The following is an 18,041-nucleotide window of genomic DNA, read 5'->3' on the forward strand; positions in this document are numbered from 1 at the left end:
TGGATTACAGAACAGCGTCTTCCTGCGACCGGTGGGACCGTGCCAAATCGACGAATGCCTGGACCAGTTTGGAAGGCTCGGCCGCACGGGTCGCCACCCCGATCTCCGAGACGCCCAGGGACTCGGGTAGCTGGCGGACTTCCACCTTGTGTGAATGCGCCAGAAGCACGGACCTCGGTACGATGGCCACCCCCACGCCCACCGCGGTGAGGGCGATGGCTGTGTACATTTCGCTTGTCTCCTGAACGACATGCGGGCTGAAGCCGGCTTGCGCGCACATGCGCATGGTGGCGTCGAAGTAGCCCGGAGCCCACTCCCGGCCATAGGAGACGAACGCCTCGTCCCGTAGCATTTCCAGTGCGAAGTGGGCTTCCGCGGCCAGCCGGTGGCCGGGGGGCAGGATGGCCGCGAACGGTTCGCTGTGAATGATGGTGATGTTGAGCTGCGGGTGCGTGGTGGGCAGCCGCAGGAAGCCGATGTCCAACGACCCGTCCAACAGGCCTTGCACCTGATTGACGGTGCGCAGGTTCACCAGGTCCAGCCGGACGCCGGGGTGTTGATTCCGGAAGTCGGCCACGATTTGCGGGACCACTTCCAATGCGGCGGAGAAGACGAACGCGATCCGCAGCCGGCCAATCTCGCCCTGGGCGGCTTTGCGCGCGCGATCGCCCGCCGCCTGCGCCCGGGCCAGCAGGTCGCGCGCTTCCAATAAGAAGACGGCGCCGGCGTCGGTGAGCTTCACGACGCGGCGGTTCCGTTCCAGCAGGCGGACGCCGAGATCCTGTTCCAACTGGTGGATCTGGGCGGACAGTGCCGGCTGCGAGAGATGCAGGGCCTCGGCCGCGCGCACAAAGCTGAGCCGGTCAGCGACCGCGACGAAGGAGGCTAGCTGCTTGAGTTCCATAGGCGCAGGTCAGCGCGGAGGGAAGAGCCCGTAACGGGTGAGGATGGCACGGCCGGCGGGGCTGGCCAGGAAATCGAGGAAGGCCTGGGCCGCCTTGGCGTTCCTGGCTCCCTTGACCACGCCGCCGGATTGGCGGATGGGATTGTGATCCTTTTCGGAGAGCAGGATGCCGCCCTGGTCATGGAGCAGGGTCCAGGAGGTGAGGACCGCGTCCGCATTGCCGGTGCGGCCAAACTCGTAGGCCTGGCGCACGTTCTCGGACAGGACGATCTTTGGCTGAAGCTGTTGCCACAGTCCGGCCTTCTCCAGCACTTCCCGGGCGGCCACGCCATAGGGTGCGTGTTGAGGGTTGGGGAGTGCGATGTGGCGGACTTCCGGCAGGCTGAGGTCCTTGAGCGTCCTGATGTGACCGGAGTGCGACCAGAGGCCGATCCGGCCGGAGGCGTAAACCCGAACTGAGCCGGGGAGTAGCAGGTCTGCCTTGGTTAATTCCTGGACAAAGGCTTCATTTGCAGACAGATAGAGGTCAAATGGGGCGCCGGCGCGGATTTGCCGGGCGAGCAGGCCGGAAGAACCGAAGGACCACGTGACGGGCGTTTTAGAATGGGCTGAAAGTGCAGATTCGAGAGGGGTTAGGTCAGCAGCGGCGGCGATGGTCAAGTTTTGCGCCGCAATAGAACTTGACAGCAACACACTAAACTTACATAATACGAACAGGCGCAGTAAAGGCGAGCGGATGGACGCCTGGAACGCCGCGAGATTTAAATCCTGGAAGGACGGGAGCGACATGAGCAAAATCATTGGCATCGACCTTGGAACCACCAACTCTGTAGTGGCGGTTATGGAAGGCGGGCAACCGGTTGTGATCCCGAACCAGGAGGGTGGGCGGACAACCCCCTCCGTGGTCGGTTTCGCCAAGTCGGGAGACCGGTTAGTCGGACAGGTGGCCAAGCGCCAGGCTGTCACCAATCCTGAAAATACCATTTACTCGATCAAGCGGTTCATGGGTCGGCGTTTCGACGAAGTCTCGCAGGAGATGAAGTTGGTGCCGTACCATGTGGCTCGCGGCGATTCGGGCGATGCACGCGTGGATTCGGGCGGCAAGAAGTGGTCGGCGCCCGAGATTTCGGCGATGATCCTGACGAAGCTGAAGGAAGCCGCCGAGGCTTACCTGGGCGAGACGGTGAAGCAGGCCGTGATCACGGTGCCTGCGTACTTCAACGATGCCCAGCGCCAGGCGACGAAGGATGCGGGCCAGGTGGCCGGCCTGGAAGTGCTGCGTATCATCAACGAGCCGACGGCGGCCGCGCTGGCTTACGGGCTGGATAAGAAGAAGGAAGAGCGCATCGCGGTCTACGACTTCGGCGGCGGCACGTTCGACATTTCGATTCTCGAAGTGGGCGACGGCGTGGTGGAAGTGAAGTCGACCAACGGCGACACGCACCTGGGCGGTGACAACATCGACCAGCGGCTGGTGGACTGGCTCATCGAGGAATTCAAGAAGGAAGAGTCGGTCGACCTTTCCAAGGACCGGATGGCGTTGCAGCGCTTGAAGGAGTCGGCGGAAAAGGCCAAGATCGAGCTGTCTTCGGCGATGGAGACGGAGATCAACCTGCCGTTCATCTACGGCGATCCGCAGACCGGGCCGAAGCACCTGGTGAAGACGCTGACGCGTGCGCGGTTCGAGCAGATGATTGAAGACATCCTGCAGCGCTCGGTGGGTCCGTGCAAGCAGGCGTTGACGGATGCCGGCATGTCCACGTCGCAGATCGACGAAGTGGTGATGGTGGGCGGCTCGACGCGTATCCCGCGTGTGACGCAGATCGTCAAGGAGCTGTTCGGCAAGGATCCCAACAAGACCGTCAATCCGGACGAAGTGGTCGCGGTAGGTGCGGCCGTGCAGGGCGGCGTGCTGGGCGGCGAAGTGAAGGACGTGCTGCTGCTGGACGTGACGCCGCTGTCGCTGGGCATTGAGACCCTGGGCGGTGTGTTCACGAAGCTGATTGAGCGCAACACGACGATCCCGACGCGCAAGTCTGAGGTCTTCTCGACGGCGAGCGACAGCCAGACGAGTGTGGAGATCAAGGTCTACCAGGGCGAGCGTTCGCTGGCGCGGGACAACCGCATGCTGGGCGTGTTCCAACTGGTGGGCATCCCGCCGGCTCCGCGCGGCGTACCGCAGGTGGAAGTGACGTTCGATATCGACGCGAACGGCATTCTGCATGTGACGGCGAAGGACCGGGCGACCAGCAACGAGCAGAAGATCACGATTACGTCTTCCTCCGGCCTGTCGAAGGAAGAGGTCGAGAAGATGGCGCGGGACGCTGACGCGCACAAGGCGGATGACGAGAAGCGGCGCGAAGAGATCGAGGTGAAGAACCATCTCGACAGCGCGGTCTACAGCGCTGAGAAGACGCTGAAGGATCATCGCGATAAGGTTTCGGAAGCGGACGCCAAGGCCGTGGAAGAGGCGATCGCGGAAGCGAAGAAGGCGGTGGAGGGCGGCAACCTGGAGGCCATGAAGGCTGCACAGGACAAGCTGCTGTCATCCAGCCACAAGTTGGCCGAGGCGATGTACAAGGCGGCCGGCGCGCAGCAGCCTCCGCAGGGCGGCGACGGCGCCGGGCCGGGTGCTTCGGCGGGTGCGGGCAGCACGGAGTCGAAGAAGGACGACGTGGTGGACGCCGAGTTCGTGGACGTCGACGATAAGAAACCGGGCGCATAAGCGCCACTGAGCCAGATGGAAATGAAAGCCCCTCCGTCCGGGAGGGGCTTTCCTGAAATGAGGCGGGTGTAGCATGCCTTCGACGAAAGATTACTATCAAACTCTCGGAGTCAAAAAGGACGCTTCGGCGGATGACATCCGCAAGGCGTACCGGCGTCTCGCCCGCAAGTACCATCCGGATCTGAACCCTGGCGACAAGGCGGCGGAAGAGCGCTTCAAGCAGGTGCAGGAGTCGTACGACATCCTTTCGGACGCCAAGAAGCGCAAGATGTTCGACCAGTATGGGTTCTATTCGGAAAACGGGTTTCCGGGCGGCGGACCGCAGCCGGGCGGGAATGCGGGTTTCGGGTTTGGCGGTTTCGATTTTTCAGAGCAGTACAATCCGGGCGCGGGACCGGGCGGTGCGGCTGGAGCCGGCGCAGCGGGCGGCTTCGGCGGCGGCAGTTTTTCGGACCTGTTCAGCCAGTTCTTCGGGAACAAGCGCGGGGAGCAGCAGCATGCTCCGGCGGAGAAGGGCAGCGATCTCGAGTATTCGCTGCAGATCGACTTCTGGCAGGCCATTAAAGGGACGCAGGTCCGGCTGAGCATCAGCCGTTTGGACCAGTGCGGCACGTGTCACGGGTCGGGCCAGGGCGGCGGCGCGTCGGTGACGTGTCCGCAGTGCCAGGGTACGGGCAACGTCAACCAGATGGCGGGCGCCATGAAGTTTTCGCTGACGTGCCCGCAGTGCCAGGGCACGGGCCGGCTGCGCAACGTCTGTCCGGTGTGCCACGGCGAGGGGCGTTCGCAGAAGAACGAATCAGTGGAAGTGCGCATTCCGCCCGGGGCGGCGACGGGGTCGCGGCTGCGGGTGGGCGGCAAGGGCAATGCGGGGACGATGGGCGCGGCGGCGGGCGATCTGTATATTACGATCCGGGTGGAACCGCATCCGGTGTTCTCGCGCGAGGGTGACGATGTCTCGATTGTGCTGCCGGTGACGGTGGCGGAAGCGGGGCTCGGAGCCAAGATCGAAGTGCCGACGGTGGATGGCCGGGCGCTGCTGAAGATCCCGCAGGGGACGCAGAATGGGCAGAAGTTCCGTTTGCGCGAGAAGGGCGTTTACAATTCTAGAAAGAACTCGCGCGGCGACCAGATTGTGGAGATTTCGATCCAGGCGCCGGACGTTCGCGATGAGCGGACTCGTGAGCTGTTGAAAGAGTTATCCAGGCTGGACCCGCGGGATCCGCGGTCGGACCTTTGGTCGAAGGTGTGACACAGTGCCGAAGCAACGATCCAAAGCCGCTTACATGATCTCTGCCGTCGCCGATAAGTACGGCGTGCATCCGCAGACTTTGCGGATGTATGAACGGGAAGGTCTGCTGAAGCCGTCGCGTTCCGATGGGAACACGCGGCTTTATACGGACGACGACCTGGTGCGGCTGGAAGTGATTCTGGAGCTGACGCGGGAGCTGGGTGTGAACCTGGCGGGGGTCGAGATCATCCTCAACATGCGCGAGAAGATGTCGGCGATGCAGACGCAGATTGAGCAGTTTGTGGCGTCGCTGAACGTGGAGATTACGCGCAACATGCGGCCGATGGAGCCAGAGCAGAAGAACATGCTGATGCGGGTAGTGCGAGTGGAAACGGCTCCACCCGCACCCGTGAAGAAGCGAACCCGCAACGTTTAGTGCATTTTCTTGACGAACTCGCCGGTGCCGGCGTCGATCAGGATGGAGAACAGGCTCTGCGAGACTGAGGCGCCAAAGACTACGCGCCAGTAGGGTTTCGGATTGGTGCCAGTCCAGTCGAGGATGTACTGGACTGGAATGTCCTTGTTGTCGGCCAGAGCCTTCGCCATCGCCTTATCCTTGGCTACTTCCTTCAAAGCAGTTTCGAGCGCGGCCGTGGTGTCGATGTGCACATCCTGGATGGTGAAGGGGTGGACCAGCGGACTGGCGTTGTAGGGTGCTTCGCCGCCTGCGCGAGGTCCTTGGATGACGCCGCCATCGGAGTCGGCTACGGCGAAGGAGTAGTCGCGTTTGATCTTCTTGGACGGTGACAGGAAGGTGGCGCGCCACAGGCCGTATTTGCCGGGCTGGGCCTTTGCTTCGGGGATGTCGCCATTTTCCACTTTGAGGATCATGGCGTCGGGTGCCCAGGGGCGGGCGATCTGAAACATCTGAAAGAGTCCGGATTGACCGGAAACCGGCTCGATGGGCTTTTTGGCGACTTCAGCCTTCTTGGGCGGAGGGGCTGCATCGCCGCATCCAGTGAGAGCGATGGAAAGCAGGCCGAGGGCCGAAATGGAGAAAAAGGTGCGATTCATGTGTTATTCGGAGTCCCTTAATCATCATAGTTCAGTGAAGACTTCGGGAACAGAGGCGGGCGAGAGGTGGAATGAGTAGACACACTACGACCGGGGCCATTTCGTCAAACCCCATCGCGAGGTTGAGTTTGATCGCCCGGTGGAGCGCAGTACATATCTGACCGCTCCACCGTATTTCTATTCGGGCTCCCCAAGATGAGAACCGGTTCTCGACGCGCCACCACGCAGGGTGACGGCCCGGAATGAGTAACGGCGCCAAATTGACGCCGCCCCTACTCCGAGGCGATAAGGGCTCGCTGGCCAGCGGTTTCTACCCTCGACGACTAGTTTACCTCCACGGGCAGGTAGCCTTCTTTTTCAACCCATTGATAACAAAAGAGAAAAATGCTGAACTGATTTTTCGTGGGAGGCCGGGTTCCCGAATCAGGGCTGAACGGCATTGTCAAAACCTGCCTTGGCGACCTCGACACCATCGACCAGCAGGGTATAGACGGCGGTATAGATGCCAGTGGGGCGGCTGCCCACTGCGTTATTCAGAGGCACCCAGGATCCAGCCGTCACCGCGGCCGGGAAGGTAGCGGAATCGAGCACTAGCGGCCCTTCCGCCGGAATGGTGCCGGTGCTGACAACGAGGCCCATCCCAGCGAGGCTCGACGGCTGGTTAGGCAGGGCCAGCAGCGGGAAGGTGCTGAAGTAGTAGACCGGCATGCGAGACAACGGCACGATGCTGCCGGGCATGGGGAGATTGGCGAGGAAGTCCCAGACGGTGATCCCGGTGCCACTGAAATCGCCCTGGCGCGTTTGAGCGATGGGGGTGCCGGCGGAGGCGGTCCAGGTGCCGGTCGCGGGATCGACCTGGACGGTGATGCCGCCGACGGGCGCTTTGAGTTCGATCTTGAACGGTTTCGCTCCGGGCGCAAGGGTGAGCTTCACGTTGAATTTGGCGGCCGTGAAGAGCGGCGACCAGGTGACCTTGCTCATGGATGCGGCGTCGAACATCGACTCGATGGAACCGCTGACCTCGGTGGCATTCGCCGCGGGCGCGGGCACGGGCAGATTGACGCGATTCAACTCGCGGTTGTCGGTCATGACTGCCACTGAGCCGTCGCCGCCTTCGGGCACAATCACCTTCACGTGATAGAGGGCAACCTGGCCGGCTGCGAGGGTCGCGGAGACGACCTGGGCCTCGGCATCGCCAAAGAATACACGGACAGGCGACAGGATGGCCGGCAGCGGCTCAACAACTGGAGTGGCGGCACCGTCGGCAACGGCCGGTTCCGTGGGACCAAGGCCGGTGACAGGCAGGATGACGGTCTGTCCGGCGGCGACCGAGGAGAGCGGAGTGAGGGTTTCATCAAGGACTACGGCGGCGCCCGAGTCCTCGCGATCGGCCGTCAGGATAACGGGCCGCAGGCCCCAGGTTGCTGCGAAGGGCTCAGTGGAGCCGGCGTCGTTGGTGAGCACCAGGGCGACGTCGGGCGCGGCGGGGTCGGCGAGGGCCATGGGCAACAGGGCAACGGCGCGGGTGGGCGAGACGGAGACCAGGGGGCAGGCCAACCCGTTGGCGGTGACGCGGACTCCGGCGAGTTTTGCAGGATAGGGGGCGACGAGTGCCTGCAGTTCCTTCTCTGCAAAGCCGGTGCCTTCCAGGATGACGAAGCCGCCGGGAGCCAGCGGGCTGAGGGTGTTGAGGGTTCCATGGGCGGTGGTGAGAACAGGCGGAATGGGCGCCTGGGCTCGCAGGTTCATGGAGCTGATGCAGGTTAGAAGAATAACGGATCTAAATCTGCCAAATCTCATGAGCCGTACGATATACCCTGCGCCGCCTGGAAACAATGGTACTTAGGGGCGTGTCCAACACCGCCTGGCGTAAGAGGGATGATGGAAGCAGGGGCATGCGTGCTCCGGGGAGGCAACCATCTCTCAAACGGCAGGCGAAGCCGTCGCAACGCCAGGCGAGGAGATCGCCAGCAGTGTGACGCACGGCCTGGGCGCGGCATTGAGCGTGGCTGGGTTGGTGATGATGGTGGTGGCGGCGGCCACCCGCGGTACGGGGCGGCAGGTGCTGGCGTGCGCGGTCTACGGCTCCAGCCTGATTCTGCTGTACCTGAGTTCGACCCTGTATCACGCGCTGAGGCACCAGCGGGCCAAGCGGGTCTTCCGCATTCTCGACCACATCTCGATCTACCTGCTGATTGCGGGCACCTACACGCCATTCCTGCTGGTGACGCTGCGCGGTCCGTGGGGTTGGGCGTTGTTTGGGGTGGTGTGGGGGCTGGCGGTGTTGGGAATTGGCTTCAAGTGCTTCTTTACCGGCCGGATGGAAATCCTCTCGACCTCGGTTTACCTGCTGATGGGCTGGGTGGCGGTGGTGGCGATCCGGCCGTTGCTGGCGGCGCTGCCGTGGACCGGATTCCTGTGGCTGCTGGCGGGCGGACTGGCATACACGCTGGGGGTGGTGTTCTACACCTGGCGCCGGAAGTATGCGCACGCGGTGTGGCACCTGTTTGTGCTGGCGGGCAGTGCCTGCCATTTCGTGGCGGTCTGGTTATACGTCCTGCCGCACGCGCGGTGAGCTAGCGGCTGTTGATTTCGTGGGCGGCGGGTTGAGCCGTCTCATGCCGGGCCAGGGCCTGGGCCAACTGGAGCATGGAACGGTCGGACAGGACCAGGGCACGCTCGTCGGGCGACTTGCCATCCTGGGCGGTCCAGGGCTGGCGATCGCGGCGCACGAGGCCGAGGCGGTATTCCCACACCAGGGCGATCATGCGCATGCCCAGCTTGAACGCTTTCCAGAAACTGCCGGTGACGGAGGATTCGCCGACGCGGCTGCGGTAGTTGACGGGGATCTCCACGAACGGGATGCCGTGGGAGACGACCTCGAGCAACAACTGGGGTCCGAAGTGCGAACCGCCGATGGTGAGGTGCGGGCGGATGCGCTGGATGGCGCGGCGCTCGAAGAGCCGCAAGGTGCAGCCCATGTCGGTGAGCAGGGTGGTGTTGAACAGCAGTTCCGTCATCTTAGCGACGGCCCAGTTGCCCCAGCGCAGGAAGCGGCCCATGTTGGCGTTGGCCCAAATGAATTCGCGGCTGGTGCGGGTGCCGAAGACGACGGGGACATCGTCGGAGTAGGCCAGAATCTTGACGAGATCGTTTGGATTAAAGGTGCCATCCGGTTCGGAGAGGACGAGGAAGTCGGCGTCGGTGTTGTCGATGCCGCACAGCAGGGCGTTGCCGTAGCCCTGTTTTGTCTCGAAGATCTCGCGGGCGCCGGTGCCGGCGACCTCTTCCGAGGTTCCGGGGGCGGCGTTGTTGTTGACAACAATGACTTCGTCGGCCAGGCCGGTGGCGAAGTAGCCGAGGACGGCGGCGCGAATGGAGTCCTTCTCGTTATAGGTGGGGAAGATGACGGCTACTTTTTTGCCTCGCCACATGGGTTAACGCTCCGGTCTTTCGGCCACGACCAGGAACTGGCCGGCAAAGGGACGCCAGGGGAGGGCGAGGTAGAGGCGCACGAGCCAGCCTCCGGTGGGCAGGCGCGATTTCATGCTAAAGGGCGTGAAGCGCGGCTCGGAGTGAACGATCTGGAAGCCGCAGGCGCACAGGAAGTCGCGGAAGCCGCCGTCGGTATAGGGTGTGCGGTGTGTGTAGTCGTCGAAGTAGCGGCGCGGTTCGAGGCGGAAGTTGGGTTGCACGGCGATGAAGCGGCCGCCGGGTTTGAGGACGCGGCGGATCTCGCCGAGGATCTGGGCGCCCTGCTCCAAGGTGAAGTGTTCAAAGAAGTTCGAGGCAAAGACGGTGGACAGGCTGGCGGAGGGCAGGGGCAGCGGCTCGAGCGCGGACTGGAGGATGGGTTGGACGCCGGGGCCCCAGTATTCCGCGAGGGCGGGGTTGGTGTCGAGGGCCCACTTCCGGCCGGCCTGGATGGAGAGAGAGAACTCGCCGTAGCCGGCCCCGAGGTCGAGGAGGGCTCCGTTGGGTTCGACCCAGCGCTGCAGGTAGGACGCCAGGACGCGCCAGACCGCGGTGCGCCGGGCGTCGGGCGTGAAGCGGACGGCATGATAGGCGGCGAGGGCATCCGGCGCCGAGGGTTGGACGGTGGGGTTCATGGGGTGCCTTGTGGTGGCCGCGAATTCTGGCGGGGTTCGTACAGGTAGAGGCCGTCGAGGTAGGGCCCAGGGATGTGCGCGGCGAGCCGGTAAGCGCCGTGGATGATGGCGTTCTGGGCCGGAGTGAGGCGCGGGATTTCGGCGTTGGTGCCGGCGGTCCGGCTGACGTCTTCATACAGAACGATGCGATCAAAGGCTGCAGCGCGGAGGTCGCGATCGAGGGGTGTGGGGTCTATGCGGCCGGCTTCGACGAGCAGGCGGTAGATGAGGGGCTCGACTTCGAGGTTGCGGCCGGTGCGGATGAGGACGTTGGTATCGGCGGAAAGGATGCGTTTGGCGCCGGCGAGGTGTGGCCGGACGGCGTCGGACTGGCGGGAGAATTCGCGCTGGTAGGCGGCTTCCCTGAGGAAATTGTCGACGTCGAAGCGGAGGTTCTGGACGGCGTAAATGCCGACGGGTAACAGCAGGAGCGTGACCCAGCTTTTGCTCTGGCGGAAGAAGAGCGGGAAGAAGTCGAGGGCGTGCAGGGCCAGGCAGGCGCAGAGGATGAGGGCGAGGGTGGACTCGAGGCGATAGTTGGTGCCGGCTCCGATTTTGCCGCAGGTGCCGAGGAAGACGAGGGCCGCGCAGAGGAGGTAAAGGAACGGGGCGCCGAGACCGCCGCGGATGGCTTTGCGAGCCCCCAGCACCACGATGAGCAGCAGGGTGGGCGCGAGGAAGGCGGCGAACTCCAGGTGCTGCTGGAACTTGTACCAGGCAAAGGGATTGAGGTTGGCAAAGAGAGTGTTGGCGAGGAAGCGGCCGTCCATGGCGTAGTTGAGGCCGAGGACGATGGCGGCACCGAGACCGCCGGTGATGGCGGCGAACTGAAGGGCTTTGGCCGGACGCTGGGTGAGCAGCAGCAGGAAGATGGCGGCGGGCGCGGCGATGACGGTTTGTTTGGTGAGGAGCCCGGCCAAGGCCAGGAGGGCCGCCAGGGGGATGGTGTCGTGGCCGAGGACGCGGTAGCGGGCGTAGCAGTAGAAAGACGCGAAAGAGAGGGCGATGGCCAGCACGTCGGACTGGGCGACTGTGCCCCAGGAGAGCAGCAACTGGGAGACGCCGGCGAGAACAAGTCCAGTGGCGGCGGCGAACCGGTCGGCGGTATAGAGCTCAATGGTGCGCCAGAGCAGCCAGAAGATGGCGGCGAGGGCGGTGATCCCGATGAGGCGCCCAGCCAGCAGCAGGGGCAGTCCGAGCAGGGACAGGCCGGCCTGGAGCAGGTAGAAGACGGGCATGTAGGCGCAGACGGTGTAGGGGTAGCCCTTGAGGTCGTAATAGAGAGTTCCCTGCGCGGCAAAGACGCGCGACTGGGAGGCGATGATGGATTCGACCTGGGTGAATTCGTTGGGCGCGGTGAGGGCGAGGTAGAGCTGGGCGGCGATGGCGACGGCGGCCAAAGCCCCGAAGACTATGAGGATACGGCGGTAAGCGGCCTGGCCTGCGGGGGCAGAGAGGGAGCGTACGCCGGGCGCCAGGATGTCGGTCTCTGCCACGTTGACTTTATCGGCATTGGGAAATGGTTACTTTACGGGGTCTTCGGGATTCAGGGCAGAGGAGGGGGCGGTGCAAACTTACGGGCAAGCGGCGATCTTTCGACAGGTGAATGGTAAACTGGAAGTGCTTCCCTTGGCCAAACTCCTACGCATCCTCTCCGGGTTTGGATTGCTCCTCCTTGGCGTTCTCGGGCTGATCATGCCGATTATGCCGGGGTGGGTGTTCCTGATACCGGGCCTGGTGATCCTGGCCGACTACTTTCCGCCCATCCGGCGGCTGCTGGACTGGGCCAAGCGGAAGTTCGAACAGCAGAGCGGCCGTATGCGGGACAATAGTAAGACTCCGCAATGATCAAGAGCATAACCGTGCATGGGGCGCGGATGCACAACCTGAAGAACATCAGCGTCGAGATTCCCCGTAACACGCTGACGGTGATTACCGGACTGAGCGGTTCGGGCAAGTCGTCGCTGGCCTTCGACACGATCTACGCCGAGGGACAGCGGAGGTACGTCGAGACGCTTTCGCCGTATGCTCGCCAATTCCTGGACCAGATGGAACGGCCGGAGGTGGATTCGATCGACGGGTTGAGCCCGGCGATTTCCATCGAGCAGAAGACGACGAACCGCAGCCCGCGGTCGACGGTAGGGACGATCACGGAGATCTACGACTACCTGCGCCTGTTGTGGTCGTCGATTGGCGTGCCGCACTGCCCGAACTGCGGAGTTCCGATTTCGAAGCAGACGACGCAGCAGATTCTGGAGAACATCCTGGCGCTGCGGCAGGACGACCGGATCATGATTCTGGCTCCGGTGGCGCGGGGGCGGAAGGGCGAGTACAAGAAAGAGCTGGAGAAGTACGCGCGGGCGGGCTTTGTGCGGGCGCGCATCGATGGCGTACTGCGGTCGCTGGACGAAGAGATCGCGCTGGACAAGCGGAAGAACCACACGATTGAGGTCGTAGTAGACCGGCTGTTATTGAAGCCCGGGCTGGAGAAGCGGCTGGAAGCGTCGATTGAGACGGCGACGAAGCTGGCGAACGGGCTGGTGACGGTGGTGGTGGTGAACGGGCCCTCGGGCGAGAGCGAACGGCTGTACTCGCAGAAGATGGCGTGCCCGGACTGCGGCGAATCGGTGCCGGAGATCGAGCCGCGGTCGTTCTCGTTCAACAGCCCATATGGAGCATGCGAGACGTGCCACGGGCTGGGCAGTTCGTGGAGCTTCGATCCGATCAAGGTGATTGTGGATTCGTCGAAGCCGCTGTTTGACGGCGGGCTGGGACCGGGCGGCAGTTCGGCTTTGATGCAGCAATCGGTGAGCGAAGCGGCCAAGAAGCTCAAGATCAACATCACGAAGCCGTTTGACGAGTTGACGCCGAAGAACCAGCAGACGCTGCTGTACGGAGCGACGGGGTTCCCGGGAATCATCAAGATTCTGGAGCGGGCCTTCGAGGATTACAGCGAGGGCTATCGCGAGTACCTGATGGAGTACATGTCGGCGACGCCCTGCGCGACGTGCAACGGCCAGCGGCTGCGGCCCTCGAGCCTGGCGGTGCGGGTGAAGGGCATGGGGATCGCCGAGTTCACTGGGATGCCGATTGCCCGGGCGTTGCCGGCGGCGCGCGAGTGGGTTTTGACGCCGCGGGAAGAGCAGATTGGCGCGCGGATCGTGGAAGAGATCCGGAACCGGCTGGAGTTCCTGACGGCGGTGGGGTTGGACTACCTTTCGCTGGAGCGGTCGGCTGCGACGCTGTCGGGTGGCGAGGCGCAGCGCATCCGGCTGGCGACGCAGATCGGATCGAAGCTGCGCGGAGTTTTGTACGTGCTGGACGAGCCGTCGATCGGGCTGCATCCACGGGACAACGAGAAGCTGCTGGAGACGCTGGGGCGGTTGCGGGATATCGGCAACACGGTGCTGGTGGTGGAGCACGACCAGGAGACGATTGAGCGGGCCGACTATGTGATCGACCTGGGTCCGGGGGCGGGCCGGCTGGGCGGGTATCTGGTGGCGGCGGGGACGCCGAAGCAGATCGCAGCCAACAAGAATTCGCTGACCGGGCAGTATATGAGCGGCGCGCGGGCGGTGGAGATCCCCGAGTTCCGGCGGCCGGGCAACGGGAACAAGCTGGTGCTGCGCGGGGCGCGCGAGCACAACCTGAAGGAACTCGATGTCGAGTTTCCGCTGGGCACACTGATGGTGATTACGGGTGTGAGCGGCAGCGGGAAGTCGACGCTGATCCACGATCTGCTGTACCGTTCGATTTCGCAGTTCCTGTACAACAGCAAGGCGAAGCCGGGGAACTACGACAAGATCGAGGGGCTGGCGCACATCGACAAGGTGGTGGAGATCGACCAATCGCCCATCGGGCGGTCGCCACGGTCGAATCCGGCGACGTACACGGGGGTCTTCACACCGATTCGCGAGATTTTCGCGATGCTGCCGGAGTCGAGGGAGCGGGGGTATAAGCCGGGCCGGTTCAGTTTCAACGTGAAGGGCGGGCGGTGCGAAGCCTGCCAGGGCGATGGGATGAAGCGGATCGAGATGAACTTCCTGCCGGACGTGTTTGTGCCGTGCGACGTGTGCCGCGGGCGGCGGTACAGCTCCGAGACGCTGCAGGTGAAGTTCAACGGCGTGTCGATCGCCGACCTGCTGGAGACGACGGTGGAAGACGCGCTGGCGCTGCTGCAGAACATCCCGCAGATCAAGCAGAAGCTGCAGACACTGGTCGATGTGGGGCTAGGGTATCTGCACTTGGGCCAGAGCTCGACCACGCTGTCGGGCGGCGAGGCGCAGCGCATCAAGCTGGGGCGGGAGCTGTCGCGGCGGCAGACGGGCAAGACGCTGTACATCCTGGACGAGCCGACGACGGGCCTGCATTTCGAGGACGTGCGGCGGCTGCTGGATGTGTTGAACCAGCTTGTCGACCTGGGCAATACGGTGCTGGTCATTGAACACCATACGGATGTGATCAAATCGGCCGACTGGATCATCGATCTGGGTCCGGAGGGCGGCGAAAAGGGCGGGACGATTGTGGCGACGGGGACTCCGGAGCAGGTGGTGAAGAACCGCCGCAGCCACACGGCGCGTGCGCTTGAAAAAGTGCTGAAAAACGGCAAAGCTGGTTGAAGTACCCGAATTGACGAAATACACCCACCAGCCCCTAGAGTTCCAAGGACTTTCCACCGTACCGATTGAAGCGCGCGGCGGCAAGGTGCGCCACGAGCACATGGCCGTGCCGCACACGGCGGGCAGCGGGCTGAGTGCGTGGCTGGACCGGTTGCCGAAGCTGCTGGCGGCTGAGTCGCTGCGCGGGGTGGTGGCGGCCCTGGAACAGGCGCGGATGCGCGGCCGGGGCATCCTGTGGGGCATGGGCGGGCACGTGATCAAGTGCGGGCTGGCGCCGGTGTTCGTGGATCTGATGGACCGCGGGTTTGTGAGCGGCATCGTGATGAACGGTGCAGCGTCGATCCACGATTTCGAAATGGGCATTGCAGGATGTACGTCGGAAGAAGTGGAAGACGTGCTGCCGGACGGGCGGTTCGGGTCGGCCGAAGAGACGGGCCGCGAGATGAACCTGGCCATCCGGGCGGCGGCGGCGCAGGGCATCGGCATGGGCGAGGCGCTGGGCGCGCACCTGGAGCAGATCGTCAAACCGCAATATGCCGAGGCGTGCGTGTTGTGCCAGGCTTGGAAGCGATCGATTCCGGTGACGGTGCATGTGGCGGTGGGGACGGACACGCCGCACACGCATCCGGCGGCGGATGGAGCGGCGATTGGGGCGGCGACGCATCACGACTTCCGATTGTTCTGTTCACTGGTACGGACCCTGCACGATGGCGGCGCGTATCTGAATGTCGGCAGCGCGGTGGTGCTGCCTGAGGTGTTTTTGAAGGCGATTTCGGTGGTGCGGAACCTGGGCTATCCGCTGGGCGAGTTCACGACGGCGAACTTCGATTTCCTGCAGCATTACCGGCCCAGGGTGAACGTGGTGAGCCGGCCGCACGCGCAAAGGGGCGGCCAGGGCTATGCGATCACGGGGCATCACGAGATCATGATTCCGCTGCTGGCGGCGCTGTTGATTGAGAAGCAGTCATGACGCAGCCGGGCTCCCTATTTGCAGAAGAGGCACCGCGCCCCGCGCACCCGTTCTGGTCGTGGATCGACGCGGCGCTGGTGTTTGCACTGGCTGTGCCGTGCCTGTTCCTGTCGGCGCTATTGAGCAAGGGGTTGTTCGCGCTGGCGTCTGCTCCGCCGAGTGACGCGGTGAAGGCGATCACGCTGCAGTTCGTGGCGTATGCGCTGTGGTTCGGGGTACTGGTCCTGCTGTTGAAGACGCGGTATGACGAGCCGTTCTGGCAATCGCTGGGGTGGAAGGTGCCGTGGCCGCGGGTGGGGTGGACGATCATCGCGGGTCCGCTGCTGGTGGTGACGGTAGCGGTGCTGGGCCAGGTGCTGAAGACGCCGGAGATTGACAACTCGATTGAGAAGCTGCTGCACGGGCGGATGTCGATTCTGCTGGTAGGATTCTTTGCCACTACGCTGGGTCCGCTGGCGGAAGAGCTGGTCTTCCGCGGGTTCCTGCAGCCGCTGATGATGCGGACCTTTGGGATCGCGGCGGGCATAGTGCTAAGCAGCCTGCCGTTCGCCCTGCTGCACGGACCGCAATATTCCTGGAGCTGGCAGCACATCGTGTTGCTGGTTCTGGCCTCGACGGTTTTTGGTTACACGCGGCATCGCACAGGCTCGACGGCGGCGTCGACGCTGGTGCATGCGACGTACAACCTCACGTTTTTCGCAGGATTCCTGCTTCAAAGGAAGGAACTGTTTTCCTAATGGTCGAGACCATTCAATGGACCGATGCCGGCGTGGTGATGATTGACCAGACGCGGCTGCCGAGGGTGGAGGAGTTTGTCACCTGCACCACGTACGAAGAGATGGCGCATGCCATCAAGACGATGGTGATCCGCGGCGCTCCGGCGATTGGCGTCGCGGCGGCAATGGGTGTCGCGCTGGGCGTACTGAAGGCCGATCCGGCGAAGCTGGACGCTGAGTTTGAAGTAATCTGCTCGACGCTGGCGGCGACGCGGCCCACGGCGGTGAATCTGTTCTGGGCGATCGACCGGATGAAGAAGCTGTATGCCTCACTGCAGGGCCAGCCGATTGAGGCGTTGCGCGAGGCGATGGTGAAAGAGGCGAAGCTGGTCTACCTCGAAGACATCGCGATCAACGAGGCGATTGGCGCGCACGGGGCTCCGCTGGTTCCGGACGGAAAGACGGTGCTGACGCACTGCAATGCGGGCGCGCTGGCGACGGCGGGCTTCGGCACGGCGCTGGGTGTGATTCGCGCGGCGGTGAATGCGGGCAAGAACATCGACGTGTTCGCCGACGAGACGCGGCCGTTCCTGCAGGGAGCGCGGCTGACGGTGTGGGAGCTGCAGCAGGACAACATCCCGGTGAAGCTGATCACGGACAACATGGCGGGCCACTTTTTGAAGAGCGGCCGCATCGGGTGTGTGGTGGTGGGTGCGGACCGGATCGCGCGGAATGGCGATGTCGCGAACAAGGTGGGTACGTATGGCGTGGCGGTGCTGGCGAAGGAGAACGGCGTGCCGTTCTATGTCGCGGCTCCGATCTCGACGCTGGACCTGACCCTGGACCACGGCGACCAGATTCCGATTGAGCAGCGGCCTTCGACGGAAGTGACGGAAGTGTTCGGGGTGCCGGTGGCTCCAGAGAATACCCAGGTGGAGAATCCGGCGTTTGACGTGACACCGAATCGATATGTGACGGGGATCATCACGGAAAAGGGCGTCGCACGTCCACCCTATGAGGAGAGCCTGCCGAGGCTGGCCCAGGAATAACCCATGAAAAAACTTCTTCTCTTCTTTGTGCTCGCGGTGAGCGCCATCGCGGGGCCGCTGAGCGGCAAGCGGGTGGCCAGTTTCACGCTGCCCGATGCCACCGGCAAGTATTATGATGTGCTCGATTTTCGCGGCAAGGTGCTGCTGATCGACATCATGAGAACCGAATGCCCTCACTGCCAGACGCTTTCGCGAACGCTGGAACGCGTGAAGGAGAAGTACGGCAACAGGATCGCGGTACTCTCGGTGGTCAACCCGCCCTACACCCCGCAGACGGTTGCAGATTATATCGCCAAGTACAAGGTCACAAACCCGGTACTGTTCGATTTCGGCACAGCCACGGGGGCGATGCTGAAGATCACTCCTCAGAATCCGAGCATCAATCTGCCCACGCTGTTGATTGTGGATGCCAGAGGCATCGTGCGGGGAGACCTGACGTACAGCGATTCGGAGAAGGCCAGCTTTGAAGAGGAGGGTCTGTGTGCTCTGATCGACAAGGCGATGGGTGGGGCGGCTCCGGCCGCCGCGCCGGCGAAGAAGAAGTAGATTCGGGGTTTCTGAATTTGAGAAGGGCCGGTGTCGAAGCCGGCCCTTTCGTGTCCCTG

At 63.5% G+C, this 18,041-nt stretch carries 17 protein-coding genes; 10 read left to right on the forward strand and 7 right to left on the reverse strand.

All coding sequences use genetic code 11. The annotated features are described in order from the left end of the window. Positions 1-4 precede the first annotated feature (4 nt). Together ACR9Y2_RS04835 and modA are read right to left on the reverse strand one after the other, a co-directional pair. On the reverse strand, positions 5-904 hold the full coding sequence (locus ACR9Y2_RS04835; RefSeq protein WP_435039927.1) for a LysR substrate-binding domain-containing protein: 900 nt from the start codon (positions 902-904) through the stop codon (positions 5-7). Positions 905-913: 9 nt separating this feature from the next. Next, positions 914-1,564 (reverse strand): molybdate ABC transporter substrate-binding protein, encoded by a 651-nt coding sequence (modA, locus tag ACR9Y2_RS04840; protein ID WP_435039928.1) that lies wholly within the window; start codon positions 1,562-1,564, stop codon positions 914-916. Between the two features lie 127 nt (positions 1,565-1,691). Here modA and dnaK point away from each other — a divergent pair, with 127 nt between their 5' ends. The 3 genes from dnaK to ACR9Y2_RS04855 all read left to right on the forward strand — a co-directional run bounded on the left by dnaK (position 1,692) and on the right by ACR9Y2_RS04855 (position 5,296). After that, positions 1,692-3,629, forward strand: a complete 1,938-nt coding sequence (dnaK, locus tag ACR9Y2_RS04845; RefSeq protein ID WP_435039929.1) for a molecular chaperone DnaK — start codon at positions 1,692-1,694, stop codon at positions 3,627-3,629. Positions 3,630-3,702: 73 nt separating this feature from the next. After that, on the forward strand, positions 3,703-4,881 hold the full coding sequence (dnaJ, locus tag ACR9Y2_RS04850) for a molecular chaperone DnaJ (RefSeq protein WP_435039930.1): 1,179 nt from the start codon (positions 3,703-3,705) through the stop codon (positions 4,879-4,881). A 4-nt stretch (positions 4,882-4,885) separates the two neighbouring features. Next, a complete protein-coding gene (locus ACR9Y2_RS04855; RefSeq protein ID WP_435039931.1) occupies positions 4,886-5,296 on the forward strand; it encodes a MerR family transcriptional regulator in 411 nt (136 codons plus the stop codon). Here ACR9Y2_RS04855 and ACR9Y2_RS04860 read toward each other — a convergent pair. Together ACR9Y2_RS04860 and ACR9Y2_RS04865 are read right to left on the reverse strand one after the other, a co-directional pair. Next, complete coding sequence (locus ACR9Y2_RS04860; RefSeq protein WP_435039932.1) at positions 5,293-5,934, reverse strand: PepSY domain-containing protein; 642 nt, start codon at positions 5,932-5,934, stop codon at positions 5,293-5,295. The genes ACR9Y2_RS04855 and ACR9Y2_RS04860 overlap by 4 nt on opposite strands. A 423-nt stretch (positions 5,935-6,357) precedes the next feature. Further along, positions 6,358-7,683: a hypothetical protein gene (locus ACR9Y2_RS04865; protein WP_435039933.1), complete on the reverse strand. Its 1,326-nt coding sequence runs from the start codon at positions 7,681-7,683 to the stop codon at positions 6,358-6,360. A 169-nt stretch (positions 7,684-7,852) separates the two neighbouring features. On the opposite strand from ACR9Y2_RS04865, the gene trhA reads away from it, so the two are divergent. Next, positions 7,853-8,509 carry a PAQR family membrane homeostasis protein TrhA gene (trhA, locus tag ACR9Y2_RS04870; RefSeq protein WP_435044821.1) on the forward strand — a complete coding sequence of 219 codons (657 nt, stop codon included), beginning with the start codon at positions 7,853-7,855 and terminating at the stop codon, positions 8,507-8,509. Position 8,510: 1 nt separating this feature from the next. Here the strand turns inward: trhA and ACR9Y2_RS04875 are convergent, their stop codons facing one another. From ACR9Y2_RS04875 to ACR9Y2_RS04885, 3 genes are read right to left on the reverse strand one after another with little or no spacing between them, the layout of a single operon-like run. After that, positions 8,511-9,368 carry a glycosyltransferase family 2 protein gene (locus ACR9Y2_RS04875; RefSeq protein ID WP_435039934.1) on the reverse strand — a complete coding sequence of 286 codons (858 nt, stop codon included), beginning with the start codon at positions 9,366-9,368 and terminating at the stop codon, positions 8,511-8,513. Between the two features lie 3 nt (positions 9,369-9,371). Next, positions 9,372-10,043, reverse strand: a complete 672-nt coding sequence (locus ACR9Y2_RS04880; protein WP_435039935.1) for a class I SAM-dependent methyltransferase — start codon at positions 10,041-10,043, stop codon at positions 9,372-9,374. Next, positions 10,040-11,578, reverse strand: coding sequence for a hypothetical protein (locus tag ACR9Y2_RS04885; protein ID WP_435039936.1), 1,539 nt, complete (start codon positions 11,576-11,578; stop codon positions 10,040-10,042). The genes ACR9Y2_RS04880 and ACR9Y2_RS04885 overlap by 4 nt, the downstream gene beginning before the upstream one ends. A 133-nt stretch (positions 11,579-11,711) precedes the next feature. Here ACR9Y2_RS04885 and ACR9Y2_RS04890 point away from each other — a divergent pair, with 133 nt between their 5' ends. From ACR9Y2_RS04890 to ACR9Y2_RS04915, 6 genes are read left to right on the forward strand one after another with little or no spacing between them, the layout of a single operon-like run. Then, on the forward strand, positions 11,712-11,930 hold the full coding sequence (locus ACR9Y2_RS04890) for a PGPGW domain-containing protein (RefSeq protein WP_435039937.1): 219 nt from the start codon (positions 11,712-11,714) through the stop codon (positions 11,928-11,930). Further along, the gene (gene uvrA / locus ACR9Y2_RS04895; RefSeq protein WP_435039938.1) at positions 11,927-14,701 is read left to right on the forward strand and encodes an excinuclease ABC subunit UvrA; all 2,775 of its coding nucleotides are present in this window, start codon (positions 11,927-11,929) and stop codon (positions 14,699-14,701) included. The genes ACR9Y2_RS04890 and uvrA overlap by 4 nt, the downstream gene beginning before the upstream one ends. 10 nt (positions 14,702-14,711) lie before the next feature. After that, positions 14,712-15,671 carry a hypothetical protein gene (locus tag ACR9Y2_RS04900; RefSeq protein WP_435039939.1) on the forward strand — a complete coding sequence of 320 codons (960 nt, stop codon included), beginning with the start codon at positions 14,712-14,714 and terminating at the stop codon, positions 15,669-15,671. Continuing rightward, entirely contained in the window at positions 15,668-16,408 is a 741-nt protein-coding gene (locus ACR9Y2_RS04905; RefSeq protein WP_435039940.1) for a CPBP family intramembrane glutamic endopeptidase, read from the forward strand. Before ACR9Y2_RS04900 ends, ACR9Y2_RS04905 begins: the two co-directional genes overlap by 4 nt. After that, positions 16,408-17,436 (forward strand): S-methyl-5-thioribose-1-phosphate isomerase, encoded by a 1,029-nt coding sequence (gene mtnA / locus ACR9Y2_RS04910; RefSeq protein WP_435039941.1) that lies wholly within the window; start codon positions 16,408-16,410, stop codon positions 17,434-17,436. Before ACR9Y2_RS04905 ends, mtnA begins: the two co-directional genes overlap by 1 nt. Positions 17,437-17,439: 3 nt before the next feature. Continuing rightward, positions 17,440-17,982 carry a TlpA disulfide reductase family protein gene (locus ACR9Y2_RS04915; protein WP_435039942.1) on the forward strand — a complete coding sequence of 181 codons (543 nt, stop codon included), beginning with the start codon at positions 17,440-17,442 and terminating at the stop codon, positions 17,980-17,982. Positions 17,983-18,041 lie beyond the last annotated feature (59 nt).

The sequence above is a fragment of the Paludibaculum fermentans genome, from assembly GCF_051172195.1.
GTDB lineage: Bacteria > Acidobacteriota > Terriglobia > Bryobacterales > Bryobacteraceae > Paludibaculum > Paludibaculum fermentans_A.